We start from the raw sequence: 14,522 nt of genomic DNA, 5'->3' as shown, positions 1-14,522 counted from the left end.
ATAACCGGATTTGTTATTATTCATTAAGCTGTTTGTGCAGCATTCTAAAATGCTTAAATAATAATACAATTGATTCTGAAATTTTCATGGAAAAATTTTATTTGCAAGCTCCTTTTAAACCTACTGGTGACCAACCTCAAGCGATCGCTCTATTAACTTCTAATATTGAAGCTGGACATAATTTTCAAACATTACTAGGAGCTACTGGTACGGGTAAGACTTTTTCTATAGCTTCTGTAATTGAAAATGTTGGCAGACCGACGTTGGTTTTGGCTCATAATAAAACATTGGCTGCTCAATTATGTAATGAGTTAAGGGATTTTTTCCCTGATAATTCTGTGGAATATTTTATTAGTTATTATGACTATTATCAGCCGGAAGCTTATATTCCGGTGACAGATACATATATAGAAAAAACTGCTTCTATTAATGATGAGATTGATATGTTGCGTCACTCGGCAACTCGGTCTCTTTTTGAGCGCCGAGATGTAATTGTTGTGGCTTCGATTAGTTGTATTTATGGTTTGGGAATGCCTGCTGAATATTTAAAAGCTGCTATTTCTTTGGAAGTGGGAGAAGAAATTAATCAACGACAAATTTTGAGAGATTTAGCGACAGTTCAATATAGTAGAAATGATTTAGATTTGGGTAGAGGAAAGTTTAGAGTTAAGGGGGATGTTTTGGAAATCGGACCTGCTTATGAGGATAGAATTATTCGGGTAGAATTTTTTGGGGATGAAATAGATGCTATTCGTTATGTTGACCCTGTAACTGGAAAGATTCTTCAAAGTTTGGAGTCTTTGAATGTATATCCGGCGCGTCACTTTGTTACTCCTGAAGAAAGATTGGAAGAGGCTTGTAATGATATTGAAGTGGAATTAAATGAGCAATTAGAGGAGTTAGAAAAAACAGGAAAGTTATTAGAAGCTCAACGTTTGGAACAGCGTTGTAGATACGATATAGAAATGTTGCGGGAGGTGGGATATTGTAATGGAGTGGAAAATTATTCTCGGCATTTAGCAGGTCGAAAAGCAGGGGAACCGCCGGAATGTTTGATTGATTATTTTCCGAAAGATTGGTTATTAATTATTGATGAATCTCATGTGACTGTTCCGCAAATTCGAGGAATGTATAATGGCGACCAAGCTAGGAAAAGAGTTTTAATTGAGCATGGGTTTCGTTTGCCTAGTGCTGCAGATAATCGACCTTTAAAATCTGAGGAATTTTGGCAAAAGGTTAATCAATGTATTTTGGTTTCTGCTACTCCTGGAGATTGGGAAATAGAAAAATCTGAGGATAGAATTGTTGAGCAAATTATTCGTCCGACTGGTGTGGTTGACCCGGAAATTTTTGTGCGTCCGACTGAAGGTCAGGTTGACGATTTATTGGGTGAAATTAGGGAAAGAGTTAAGCTCGAAGAGAGGGTTTTAATTACTACTTTAACTAAGCGGATGGCTGAAGATTTGACTGAATATTTACAGGAGCAAAATGTGAAGGTTCGTTATTTGCATTCTGATATTAATTCTATTCAGAGAATTGAGATTTTACAGGCGTTGCGAGAGGGAGAGTTTGATGTATTAATTGGAGTGAATTTATTAAGGGAAGGTTTGGATTTGCCAGAGGTTTCTTTGGTAGCTATTTTAGATGCGGATAAGGAAGGATTTTTACGAGCGGAACGTTCTTTAATTCAGACTATTGGTAGGGCAGCGCGTCATGTTCGGGGTCAGGCTATTTTATATGCTGATAATTTGACAGATAGTATGATTAAAGCCATAGATGAAACTGAAAGAAGGCGAGGAATTCAGTTGGCATATAATAAGATGAATAATATTACGCCGAAGCCTGTTGTGAAAAAACAAAGTAATTCAATTTTGGCGTTTTTAGATGTGTCGCGCCGTTTAAATTCTCAACAGTTGGAAGAGGTTTATGAACAGGTGGATGAGTTGTCTTTGGAGGAACTGCCAGAGTGGATTAAAAAGTTAGAAAATCAGATGAAGGAAGCGGCGAAAAATTTAGAGTTTGAAGAGGCAGCTAAATTGCGGGATAGAATTAAATATTTGCGGGATAAATTAGTGGGTAATTCTTAAGCATTCAGCAGTCAGCTATCAGCTATTAGTTTGTGGTTTTGGATAAAAACTTTAATAATTGAGTCATAATTACAGCAGTTTTCATGTCGGTAGATAATTGTAGGGGCGATTGGCGAATCGCCCCTACAGGGTTATAGCTGAATACTTACAGTAATTATTGAAATCTCTAAAAAAACAATAATCATAGATTCGGAAATGCTATATTTACGCTCAAACTTAAGTATTTGTAATCTTGAAAAGAATAATCATGCTATCTATTGATGAACTAATGAAATAAGCTTTATCTTTATCAAATACACAGAGAGCTTTATTTAGCATAAAAACTGGTAGAAAGTCTAGAGTTTGATATAGATGAAAAAATTAAAAAAGCTTGGATAAGTGAAGCTAAAAAACTTCGATATGAAATCTATAATAGTAATGTGTTACCTATATCAGGAGAAGAAGCTTTAGCTGAGGCGAGGAAAATTTTAGAGCAATGAAATATATTTTTCATTGATAACCTAAAGTAAATAATACAATACTTTCTAATTCATTTATGATGGTTAGACTAAGTTTTCCTAACTTGCGACCTAAACGAGTTTTATCTAATACTCTTAATTGATGACATAAAGCAACTGAATCTTGATTTAATCCGCCTCCATTTTTGGGAATGAGTAAACAACTAGGTAAGGAACTTCGTTTCAAATTTGTGGTTAAAGGTCTGGTAATAATAGTTGTAGTAAATTGAGAAATTGTATTTTATTGAAAGATAATGACTGGACGAATTCCTGCTTGTTCAGAACCTTGTGTGGGATTAAGGGTGGCAATCCAAATTTCTCCTCGTTCAGTTTTCATAGTCTATCTTCTTGAGTTAATAGATCGGCATATTCATTGATTCCTTCTTCGGCAAGTTGACGATCTTCTTCTGCAAATTCTTGATAAAGTTGAGCTAATTTTTCTGTATCTAGGTTAGGTTTAATTGAATTTTCTCTGAATTTTAGAAAGGCGATAAAGTCAGCAACTTGGTTAAGTTGCTCTTCATTTAATTGGTTCAACTGTTGATTTATTTGTTCTTTTGTGTTCATAGTTTTAATTAGATATCATACGCTTAGTTTTCATCATTAAGAATTGATTCTAAAATCTCTGGAGTCATTCCATTAGCAATAGCTTGTTGACTCGCTTCTTCCATGATATCTAAGAGTGATTTTTGACTAATCGCTTTATTTTCTGGAGATACCAAATGGCTTCTATATCACTCTCTTTCTATAGATTGATGTTTTATTCATCTGTTGGACAATAGTTAATAGCCTCAAAGCCTTTACAGGTAAAAGTTTCAGCCTTTTTTTATCGAATGTTGATATATTATCGAAATTTAAGGTTATTAATGAGTAAATATTTATGGTAACAGGTATTAGCCATAATTTAAGTTTGTCGGAGATGCAACTTTCGACAAACTCTTTCCTTACTAAAATTATACTTATCGTTATCTATATAATATTGAATATTTCAGTTTACCTCACTCAACCTTGCCATCAATACTGCCAGTATAGAATGTGTACAAATCCCCTTGAAAAGATTCAATTTTGTTCAAAATCAAATCAATCGAACTTTCTTGCAATAATACTTTTCCACTAACAGGAAAACCATACTTATCTTTTTCAGTAATGTCTACTACTACCCATTGATTAGGGTATTTTTCTTCGATATCGGATATTCTTAGTTCTGGGGATTTTTTAATCATTTCAATGATTTTTGCTACAAGGATTACCAATAATTTTATAAGATTCAAAACCTAGCAGGTTTCCTAAGACTTTCTACTCGTCGTAGCAAACCTGAAGAGCGCTATATTACCAACCAAAAATAAAGCTACTTCCTTCAGATATTAGATTACCAATACCTGCGAAAGTATCATTGCTGTTATTAATTGGCAATCCAAAAAATGAGTCATAATTTGAATCTTCAAATCCCTGGTTAATTGTCTGTTCCTCTTGATTTATACCAGAGTCAAAATTCATTAACTCCTGGATTTTTACCTTCGCTTGCTCGAATGATTCTTCTACTAATAAATCTTCTTGACTTCCCTGGGGATATTGATTGATATCTAGATAATTTTCGATTTTGTGTGAGTCTCTATCTCCTGGAAAGAAAGATTGTATAAAGTTCCCAGGCCAACTAGGAAGATTATGTTGGTCTTGGGGAACAGCTATTCCTGGTAGATTTTTCAGACGGTTAGGAAAGTCATCTTCTCGTAATAAATAGTCAACATTATCGGAACTAATTCCCTGGAAATCTGTAAAGGGAGAGAAAGCTAATATTCTTGTTCTTTGTTGAATATCTTCAGGTAGTTGATTATATATATCTTCAGCAAAGAAGTTGCCTTGGGAGTGGGCGACAATTAAAAATTTATCTTCCAAAGTATTTCCTTGGTCAATATTTTGAATTCTTTCCACTACACTGTTGGTAAATTGTGTACCTTCAAAATCATTTCCTGAAGTAACAGCTTGAACAATAGACTGGGCAAAGTCGAAGTTAATAGGTTTTGGTTTGCCTGATAGATTATATGTTTCTTCCTGAATCTGAGAATTAATACCTGTTGCGGTTAGTAAATTATTTACTAATGGGATGGTATTTTGGTAGTCTGCTAAGGTGTTATTAACACCATTGATATAGAATGAGTGAATCGGTGCTTCTTGATTAGAAGTATCTGGTATTAAAGGTTCATCTTGAGTTAGATCGGGAACTACAATTTCACCAGTTATTTGGTCAAAGTTATTATTTGTAACCAGTGGCTCGTTTTCTGTAAATTCTGTCAGAATATCCTGAGCTTGATTATCAAGATTAATGTTAGTAGAAGTGTTGGAATAGGAATCATTAACAATTGTTGTAGTTGATGAACTACTGTTAGTGGTATTTGCTGTAGAGAAGATGCTAGTTGTTAATGAGTTATTGTTAGTATTGGAGTTAGATATGGAAATCTGATTACTATTCGTTAATGTATTTCCAAAGGGTGAAAAAATACTCATTGATGAACTGCCATTAAAGGGACTATTCATCTGCATATTTCCAAAGGGTGAAAAAATACTCATTGATGAACTGCCATTAAAGGGACTACTCATCTGCATACTTCCGAAAGATGAAAAAAGATTCATATTAAGTTTATCCTTAATCTTTAGTGATTCAGACTTCTCTAATACTGAAAATTAACCTAAATTAATAAGTTGATTCTAATATTAGAAGTGGTTGAATGAATTTGATTTGTTTCAGTCTGACATGAGGTTCCAAAATATTCCAGCACAAAAATAGATCATTTTGAATCTGTGCATAATGATCTATTTTTGTGCTTGATGAATAATGAGTAAGTTGTTATGTGAAGAGTATGATAGATTTTTTATTGAAAAAACGTTAGATATATATAGGATATTTGCGCAAGTCCCGATCAATTTGGAGGAACAGTTTTTCCAGGTTTTGCATTTGGGTATTTCTCTTTTTGCGGACTTAATAATAAATCTTTGCTTTCATACCAAATATACTTATGAAAAGCTAGTTTTTCTAAATCATTCCAACTTTTATGCCTTCTCCTTCTGCCTTCTACTTTCTGCGTTACCTTCATAATAAAGCTCCCGTGTAAACCGGATAATAAGTAAGTTGTTATGTGAAGAGCATGATATATTTTTTATTGAAAAAAGGTGAAATATTTACTCTTAAATGTGATGTGATAAATGAATTTTTATATCAATGAGTAGTAAGGACAAACGGCTGTTTGCCCCTACCTGTTAATTTATCAAATTGATATTAGACGAATTCAAAAGAGCTACTGTTTAAATTCAAGCTCGTATTATTTCTCACAATTCCAATTAATTCGTCCTGACGACTAAAACCAGAAACTCCATCATCATCCAGGAAAATTCGAGTATGACCCGATACCTCCTTTAAGACATAATTACTTGCTGCTCCATTCAGTTGAATTTTATCTTCACTAGGATTAAAATCTTGGAGAATAGCATAGTCTCTTTTACCAGAAGTTGAAGAGTTACGATCATTATAATAGACATTGCTGTTGTCTCCAAGTATGAACTCATCGGGTCCTGTTCCTCCGGTTAAGCGATCTCTTTCTCCTCGTCCAGGATTGCCAGTGCTAGTTATGGTAACAGTTGAGACTCCATTATTTGTAATTCTACTCACATTAGCATTAACACCAATCAGTAAGTCATCTCCTCCACCAGCAACTAATCGATCGTGCCCAGATCCACCTGTGAGAGTGTCGTTACCCAGTCCAGAATTTAACCTGTCATTACCTGAACTTCCATTGAGAATGTCGTTACCATTTCCAGCGTTTAACCTATCATTACCCGAACTTCCATTGAGAATGTCGTTACCCAAACCTCCGTTGAGAATGTCGTTACCCGAACCTCCATTGAGAATGTCGTTACCATTTCCAGCATTTAACCTATCATTACCAGAATTTCCATTGAGAATATCATTACCATTACCACCTATTAAAGTATCTTTGCCAGAACCTGCATTAATAATATCGTTGCCGTTTAAACCATTGAGTCTATCATTGCCGGAAAATCCTTTAATAATATTGCTACTACTATTACCGTTGATAACATCGTTACCATTGGTACCTTCAAAAATGTTTGACGATCCAGAACCACCAACATTGGAATTAGAAATAGAAATTATAGAAGACCCATTAGTAGAACCACCAACATTAATGTTAGGAACAGAATTTGGGCTATTAATACTCGTTGTGGTTGATGAATTACTATTAGTATTGGAACTAGAAATGGAAATTTGAGATGAGTTACTATTGGAATTAGAAATGGAAGTCTGATTTGTGTTCATAACCATATTTCCAAAAGGTGAAGAAATACTCATTGATGGAGTACGATTATTAGGACTATTCATCACCATAGTTTGATTTATGCTTTGAAAAAGTGAAGAGAAATTCATTATGTTCATCCTTTCAGAATTAACTGAATAGATTTAATTACTTTTAAGTTTTACATTGGCTTTCATCAGATCGCCAGCACAAAAACAGATCGGTTAGATTTCGTGTATAATGATCTAAATTTGTTCTTGACAATCAGGGAGTAAGGTGTTAAGTGAAAACTCTGAGATCCTCATCTGAAGGACTTAAAAAAATTAATGAAACTATCAAGCAAATCCAAGCAGAAAAGGGATGGGCGTTAGATAATGAAAATTGGCTGGATGAAGCTAGTAAGTTTCTACCTATGGTTAAAAATGGGAAGAAAGAAGTGCCGGGTACTGTTTCAATTGGCACCTGGAAGAGATTCCGAGGAAATACGGGTGTAAGTCCCAAATATTTTCAAGCATTCTGCCAAGTTTTGGAATTAAATTGGAAAGAAATAGTTGATAATATTCAACCTTTATCTTCGGATTTAAAAAATGCTCCTACTGTATCTTTGGATTTAAAAAATGCTCCTACTACTTCTCACTTTTTCGGACGTACTCAGGAATTAGAAGAATTAAACAAATCTATTTTGCAGGAAAAATGTAAGTTAATTTTGCTGCTTGGTCGAGGAGGTATTGGGAAAACAAGTTTATCAATTCAATTAAGAAACAAAGTTCTGAATAATTTTGAATATATAATTTTGCGAAGTCTTGAAGCATCTCCAAAAATAGAAAACATTCTGGAAGATTCAATTAAATTCTTTTCTAATCAGCAAGAAACTATACTGCCAGAAACTTTAGATGAAAAAATAACCATACTAATTAATTATTTTGCATCCTCTCGTTGTTTACTGATACTGGATAATGCAGAATCAATCCTTGAAATTGGCAATAAAACAGGTAAATATCGAGAAGGTTATCAAGGCTATGGTAATTTAGTCAGGCGAATAGCTGAATCATCTCATAAAAGTTTTTTGTTAATTACCAGCCGAGAAAAACCACAAGCAATTGATTTAATTGCTAAAAAAACTAAAACTATAAAAATTTTAGAATTAGAAGGGTTAAATCTAGAAAACAGTCAAAAAATATTTACAGAATATGGAGAATTTGAAGGCTCAGAAGATGAATGGAAATTAATTATTGAACATTATGGAGGTAATCCTTCTGCTTTGGAAATTGTAGCAGCAGGTATTCAAGAAGGTTTAGGGGGAAATTTATCTAAATTTGTAGAAGATTATTTAAAATTAGGGCAGCTAAAATTCGAGGAGATTAACGATTTATATGAACGTCAGTTTAATCGTCTATGTACCTCAGAACAGGAAATTATGTATTGGCTGGCAATTAATTATGAACCAGCGTCAGATACAGAACTAAAAGAAGATATTATTTCATGGCAAACCAAACAAGAATTACTCCAATCATTAATATCTTTAAAACGGCGATCGCTCATCAAAACTACCGAATTAGGATATACAGTCCTACCTGTAATTAGGGAATATATTATTGCTCGATTAATAGATGAAGTTTGCCAAGAAATTAAGACTGCTCAAATAGAACTTTTTAATGACTACTGTCTCTCCAAAGCAACGGCTAAAGATTATATTCGAGAAACTCAAATTCGCCTGATTATCCAACCACTACTAGAAAGATTAATTCAAGAATTAGGAGGAAAAATAAATGTCGAAAATAAACTCCAACAAATTATCTCAAATTGCCAAAATAAATCTCCTTTAGCTCCTGGATATTTAGGAGGGAATCTTCTCAATATATTGTCTCAGCTCAATACCGATTTAACCAACTACGATTTTTCTTATTTAACTATTTGTCAAGCATATCTTCAAGGAGTTGAATTACATGAGGTTAACTTTACCAATTCTAATTTATCTAAATCAATTTTTTCCGAACCTTTAGGCAGTATTCTTTGCGTCGCATTTAGTTATGATGGCAAACTTTGGGCGACCGGAGATGCAGATAGAAATATTTATATTTGGCGAGTAGCGGACGGTCAATTTATAACTAATTGTTTAGGTCATACTAATTGGGTAAGGTCTCTTGTTTTTCATCCTCAAAAACCAATTTTAGTTAGTAGTAGTAACGACTCCACTATAAAGTTATGGAATATTGATACAGGTGAATGTCTTGCTACATTAGAAGGACACACTGGTCACATTTGGTCTATTGCTTTGAGTCCAGACGGTAATACTTTAGCTAGTGCTAGTAATGACGGTACCGTAAGATTGTGGGATATTAACTCTCATCAATGTCTTCACGTTTTACCAGAGCATCGTTATTGGGTAATAGCAGTTGCTTTCAATCCTCAAGGAACAATTTTAGCTAGTGCTAGTGTAGATCAAACAGTAAAATTATGGGATGTTCAGAATGGTGAACGTCTCACAACTTGGAAACAAGATAATCATCCCGTTCGCTCCATCGCATTTAGTCCTGATGGAAAAACTCTAGCTACTGGTGGCGACGATAAAATTGTCAGGTTACTGGATATCCATACTGGTGACTGTCTGAAAACTTTTTCAGGACACAACGGACGAGTGTGGTCAGTTGTTTTTAGTCCTGACAATCAAACTCTAGCTAGCGGTAGTACAGATCAAACTGTGAAGTTATGGGATATCGAAACAGGTAAATTATTACTTACTTTACCGGAAAAAAATCGACGAGTCCGAGCGATAACCTTTAGTAGTGATGGTAAAACTCTAATTAGTGGGAGCGACGATCAAAGTGTCAGGTTATGGGATATCCCCAAAGGTGAACCTTTGAAGACTATCAACGGTTACACTCAAAGAGTCTGGTCAGTTGCTTTCTCTCCTGACGGTCAAACTTTAGTGAGTGGGAGTGACGACTGCACAATTAGACTCTGGAATATTGAAACAGGTAACAGTAGAATTTTAGGTCGTCATACAAAGCGCGTTCAATCAGTTGCTTTCCATCCTCAAGGAACAAAAATAGCTAGTGGTGGAAATGATGGTCAGATTAGACTATGGGATATTGCCACTGGGAAATGCTCAATTCTTCCCGAAAGACATGGAGACTGGATCTGGTTAGTTGCTTTTTATGAGCAAGGAAAAAAACTGATTAGTGTTGGAGACGATCGCTGTATTAAATTGTGGGATATGAATACAAATAGCTGTCTGCAAACTTTCAAAGATTATCCAAACTGGTTGTGGTCGGTTGCTGTAAGTCCGGATAGTCAGAATTTAGCGATCGCTAGTGATGGAAAATTATTACAAACATGGAATATTGAAACTGGAAGACTTACAGATATAGGAGAACATCAAGATAAGTTGCGTCAAGTTGCTTGGAGTTCTAATGGTAAAATTATTGCCAGTGCTAGTGATGACCTCACTGTCAAACTCTGGAATGTCAGTACAGGAGAATGTCTGCATACTTTAACAGAATATACCGAGCAAATTAGAACAATTGAATTTAGTCCTAATAGTAATCTGATAGCAGGTGGTGGGGATGATCGTACAATCAAACTTTGGGATGTTGACAGTGGCAAACTCTGGCAAACCTTAACAGGACATGAAAATACTATTCGCTCTGTGGCTTTTAGTGGTGACGGCTCGATGCTTGCAAGTGGTAGCGAAGACCAGACCATTAAACTGTGGAATACTCAAACAGGTAGCTGCATTAAAACCCTCAAAGCAAAACGCCTCTATGAAGGAATGAATATTACAGGTGCTACAGGATTAACTGAAGGCCAAAAAGAAACTCTCCTCACATTGGGGGCTACCATGATAAAGTAGGGATTTCCTATGTAAAGTAGACTAAAGTAGGGACAAATGGCCATTTTCCCGTACACTGTTTTGGTTGTGACGATGTAGTTTATCAACTAGCAAAAGCGCTGTAAAAAATTTATATGCCTCAAGTTGGCCAAGAATGGGACTTATTATATTACGGTTTTAACCAGAGGTAATTATCCATTATCAATTAATGAGCCAAACTTCAGAAGCTACAATTAATCTAACTTTAATAGCGATCGCTTCCTATAATTTATTAATAAAAGTCTCAAGATAAACGTGAAAATTTTAGAAAAAAATACGCAAATGCCAGCTAAAGATTTGTATCACGAAACTGTAAAAAACGCCTTAATGAAAGATGGTTGGAATATTACTGACGACCCTTATATTTTGGCAATTGGGAAAAGAGATTTGTTTGTCGATTTAGGAGCAGAGAAATTAATTTCTGCTGCAAAGGGAAACCAAAAAATTGCTGTTGAAGTTAAAAGTTTTACCAGTTCATCGCGAGTTAATGATTTAGAAAAAGCATTAGGTCAATATATCCTATATTATGATATTATCCAGGAAGTAGAACCAGATCGTTTATTATATGTAGCAATTACAGAAAGTGTTTTTGAAGAAATTTTTGCAGAACCTATCGGTCAAGTTTTATTAAAAAATAAACGGTTTAGTTTAATTATTTTTGATGCTAAACAGGAGATGATTTTTCAATGGATACCATAAATAATTATCATCAAATTATTACTGAAATTCTAGGGGAATATGCCAAATTACCCTATGCTTACGGGAACTTAGAACGAAAGTTTATTATTAGTGAAGACCACAAAAATTATTTGTTATTAACTGTGGGATATTTAAAGGGAAAAAGAGTACATGGTTGCGTCGTTCACTTAGAAATTATCAATGATAAAATATGGATTTACGAAGATGGAATGGAAGATGGAATAGCTTTAGATTTAGTGAATGCAGGTATTCCTAAAAGCAAAATTGTCTTGGGGTTTCATCCACCAGAAATTCGTCCTCATACAGGGTTTGCAGTGAATTAATTTTGTAAGCATTCAGCAGTCAGCTATTAGCTATCAGCTATTAGCTACATTACCTGTAATTGGCAAATCAAGGTTATCATTAATTATGCTTCAATTCTTTGGTTGAAAATGTTGTAGAAATTAAACGAAATGATTGCTTCATTCATTAATAAAGCTGAGAACTGACTGCTAATAGCTGAATGCTTATATTCTAAGGTGTAGGATTCGGATATTTAGCATGAACCTCATCAATTTCAGCAATAATTTCTTCAGTCAAATTTATCTCTACACTACTAATATTTTCCTTCAATTGTTCCATAGTTGTTGCCCCAATAATTGTACTAGCTACGAACCATCGGGAACGCACATAAGCTAATGCTAATTGCGCCGGAGTCATATTATTTTTATGGGCAATTTCTACATAAGCTGTTATTGCTTCAGTCAAATTTGTTTTACGATAACGTTGCTCAAATCCAGGAAACAAAGCTACACGAGAATTTTCAGGAACTCCATGCAAATATTTACCCGTTAAAAGACCAAAAGCTAGAGGACTATAAGCCATTAATCCCACATTATTAAATCGACAAGCTTCAGCTATATTTATATTAAAAACACGGTTAACTAAACTAAAAGCATTTTGAATTGAAACTATTTTTGGTAAACCTAATTTTTCTGCTAGATGAGAAAATTCACATACTCCCCAGGCTGTCTCATTACTTACTCCTAAATAACGAATTTTTCCAGCTTTAATTAACTCGGCAAATACTTCCAATTGTTCGGCAATAGGTGTTGTATCTCGCTCATTATTTGGGTCATAATCGGGGGCACCAAATAAAGGCACATAACGGTCAGGCCAATGAATTTGATAGAGGTCAATATAGTCAGTTTGAAGACGGCGCAAACTATCTTCTACTGCTTGCTGAATATTAGGGCGATTAACTTGATTATTTCCTCCACGAACCCAAGTCATTTTAGGATTTGGTCCGGCAATTTTTGTAGCAATAATTAATTTATCGCGCTGTTGTTTAACCAACCATTCACCAATATATTCTTCTGTTTTTCCTTGAGTTTCAGCCTTAGTTGGTACTGGATACATTTCTGCTGCATCAATAAAATTAATACCTTCAGCAACAGCATAATTAAGTTGTTGATGAGCTTCTTCAATAGTATTTTGTTGCCCATAGGTCATGGTGCCCAAACAAATTTCTGATACATTGAGGTTACTATCGCCAAGTTTGTTGTATTTCATCGGTTTGTTTTTTAGTAAATTATCTAATTTTATCCTAGCATTTATGGGAATAATGAAAATATTTATAGTTGTTTTTTGGTAACCATTCAGCTCGAGCGAAGTCAGCATTTAGCATTAATATTAGGGTATGAAGGTTCGGGGATGACAAATAGGGAATTTTCAGGAATTTGTAGCCAAATGATTTTTGCTGAATCTGTTAATAAGAATGCCTCTGATAAAGGCAATTAGCTGATAGCTGACTGAATGCTTATTTTTTTTTGATAGTAAACAATAAAATATGATATTTATTTAGATATGCTTGTCATTTCAGTTATCAGTTAGCCTCCTATCGGAGGAACTGCCTTAACAGTTATCAGTACCTTTATCTTCAGCAGGAGGCTTGAAATCCGAAATTTTCTTTCCTTTTTTATCCCCTTGGAAGGGGAGGCTTGAGACCTTATTTATTAGTCAGGCTTATTGAGCAATAAAATCTACAATTGGACCACCTTTTTTTCTTTAACTTCCTCAACTAAAAACTTTCCTATCTTCCTGATGAAAAATTAAATTTTTATTGCCTATACTATTTTTAATATAGCGTTTATCAAGTTACTGAGGTACAGTTTTTTTCTTCTTTTCTATTCCCATATAACCCGAATTACTACTCCCTGCTTTCTACTCCCTACTCCCTAAAACCAACTAATTTTATACCTCACGCTTTTTGGGAATTGCTATATTCTTTGATGCAATGGATATTAAATTTATCATAAGGGTTTGAATACCAAACCCCTACAATAGTTTGGTTGTGAATTAATGAGTTAGTTTTTCTACTATTTTTTTTAGTAGTTTATAGTTACCTCAATTAATACCTTATATTCTATTGATTAAAACGAATTGCTGTACCAGTGTAATGAGGAACCCAACCTTCTGTCGAAACGAAATATCGCACAGCTTTAACTCGCTTTTCTGGTGTCAAATAAAACCAATGTTCTGTATTAGCTGGTACATTAATATATTCTTGTGGCTGTACTGTTAATTCTACTTGACTATCATCAGGACGTACAAAACCAAAAATACCTTCTCCTGCCACAATATAACGCACTTCATCATCTGCATGGGTATGACATTTATCGAACTTTGATAACATTGCATCAAGATTAGGAATTTCTGGATGTATTGCCACTAAGTCTCGTGACTGATAACCAGCAGTTTCTTTTAGTTGCTCAAAATAGTTATCCAAACTTTGTAATAATCGTTTTTTTTCATCATCGCTGAGTACATCTTTTGCCAGTATATTATGAATTTCTGGATTGTCTCCTACAGGCCAATGATTCAGTTGCACATTTAAGGATTCAAGTTCACGAGAAATATCGTTGAGTTGAGTGTAAATTGTACCGTCTTCTAGTTTCAGTATTGCCATATTTCACCTGTTGATTTATGACTAAAATTGATTCTATAAATCAATAATTTTCTTGTTTATATTGACTATCAAATTTTAGCACTATTTGTTATGGGATAATAATTATTATACAGC

12 protein-coding genes and 1 pseudogene are annotated in these 14,522 nt (G+C 34.4%); 4 read left to right on the top strand and 9 right to left on the bottom strand.

Translation table 11 applies throughout. The features are described from left to right. Positions 1-86: 86 nt before the first annotated feature. The gene (gene uvrB / locus F6K22_RS03565) at positions 87-2,087 is read left to right on the top strand and encodes an excinuclease ABC subunit UvrB (RefSeq protein WP_293093359.1); all 2,001 of its coding nucleotides are present in this window, start codon (positions 87-89) and stop codon (positions 2,085-2,087) included. Positions 2,088-2,576: 489 nt separating this feature from the next. On the opposite strand, the pseudogene F6K22_RS03560 reads toward uvrB, so the two are convergent. From F6K22_RS03560 to F6K22_RS03530, 7 genes and pseudogenes are all read right to left on the bottom strand, one after another. Further along, positions 2,577-2,921, bottom strand: a pseudogene (locus tag F6K22_RS03560) (type II toxin-antitoxin system PemK/MazF family toxin). Further along, positions 2,918-3,151, bottom strand: coding sequence for a hypothetical protein (locus tag F6K22_RS03555; protein ID WP_293093357.1), 234 nt, complete (start codon positions 3,149-3,151; stop codon positions 2,918-2,920). The pseudogene F6K22_RS03560 and the gene F6K22_RS03555 overlap by 4 nt, the downstream one beginning before the upstream one ends. Positions 3,152-3,174: 23 nt before the next feature. Beyond that, entirely contained in the window at positions 3,175-3,306 is a 132-nt protein-coding gene (locus tag F6K22_RS03550) for a hypothetical protein (RefSeq protein ID WP_293093355.1), read from the bottom strand. Positions 3,307-3,582: 276 nt separating this feature from the next. Next, a complete protein-coding gene (locus tag F6K22_RS03545; RefSeq protein ID WP_293093352.1) occupies positions 3,583-3,807 on the bottom strand; it encodes a hypothetical protein in 225 nt (74 codons plus the stop codon). Between the two features lie 106 nt (positions 3,808-3,913). Then, complete coding sequence (locus tag F6K22_RS03540) at positions 3,914-5,215, bottom strand: hypothetical protein (protein WP_293093349.1); 1,302 nt, start codon at positions 5,213-5,215, stop codon at positions 3,914-3,916. A 287-nt stretch (positions 5,216-5,502) separates the two neighbouring features. Next, positions 5,503-5,676 carry a hypothetical protein gene (locus F6K22_RS03535; protein WP_293093346.1) on the bottom strand — a complete coding sequence of 58 codons (174 nt, stop codon included), beginning with the start codon at positions 5,674-5,676 and terminating at the stop codon, positions 5,503-5,505. Between the two features lie 182 nt (positions 5,677-5,858). After that, positions 5,859-7,022, bottom strand: a complete 1,164-nt coding sequence (locus F6K22_RS03530) for a calcium-binding protein (protein WP_293093343.1) — start codon at positions 7,020-7,022, stop codon at positions 5,859-5,861. Positions 7,023-7,174: 152 nt separating this feature from the next. On the opposite strand from F6K22_RS03530, the gene F6K22_RS03525 reads away from it, so the two are divergent. The 3 genes from F6K22_RS03525 to F6K22_RS03515 all read left to right on the top strand — a co-directional run bounded on the left by F6K22_RS03525 (position 7,175) and on the right by F6K22_RS03515 (position 11,784). Continuing rightward, positions 7,175-10,744 carry a WD40 domain-containing protein gene (locus F6K22_RS03525; protein WP_293093340.1) on the top strand — a complete coding sequence of 1,190 codons (3,570 nt, stop codon included), beginning with the start codon at positions 7,175-7,177 and terminating at the stop codon, positions 10,742-10,744. A gap of 300 nt (positions 10,745-11,044) precedes the next feature. Next, positions 11,045-11,461 carry an element excision factor XisH family protein gene (locus tag F6K22_RS03520; protein WP_293093337.1) on the top strand — a complete coding sequence of 139 codons (417 nt, stop codon included), beginning with the start codon at positions 11,045-11,047 and terminating at the stop codon, positions 11,459-11,461. Then, positions 11,449-11,784 (top strand): XisI protein, encoded by a 336-nt coding sequence (locus F6K22_RS03515; protein ID WP_293093334.1) that lies wholly within the window; start codon positions 11,449-11,451, stop codon positions 11,782-11,784. The genes F6K22_RS03520 and F6K22_RS03515 overlap by 13 nt, the downstream gene beginning before the upstream one ends. Positions 11,785-11,974: 190 nt before the next feature. On the opposite strand, the gene F6K22_RS03510 is transcribed toward F6K22_RS03515, so the two are convergent. Further along, positions 11,975-13,012 carry an NADP(H)-dependent aldo-keto reductase gene (locus F6K22_RS03510; RefSeq protein WP_293093332.1) on the bottom strand — a complete coding sequence of 346 codons (1,038 nt, stop codon included), beginning with the start codon at positions 13,010-13,012 and terminating at the stop codon, positions 11,975-11,977. Positions 13,013-13,865: 853 nt separating this feature from the next. Further along, on the bottom strand, positions 13,866-14,408 hold the full coding sequence (locus tag F6K22_RS03505) for a 1,2-dihydroxy-3-keto-5-methylthiopentene dioxygenase (protein ID WP_293093329.1): 543 nt from the start codon (positions 14,406-14,408) through the stop codon (positions 13,866-13,868). Positions 14,409-14,522 lie beyond the last annotated feature (114 nt).

The organism is Okeania sp. SIO2F4, from assembly GCF_010672385.1.
Classification (GTDB): domain Bacteria; phylum Cyanobacteriota; class Cyanobacteriia; order Cyanobacteriales; family Microcoleaceae; genus Trichodesmium.
This window is presented reverse-complemented; position numbering and strand designations above follow the sequence as displayed.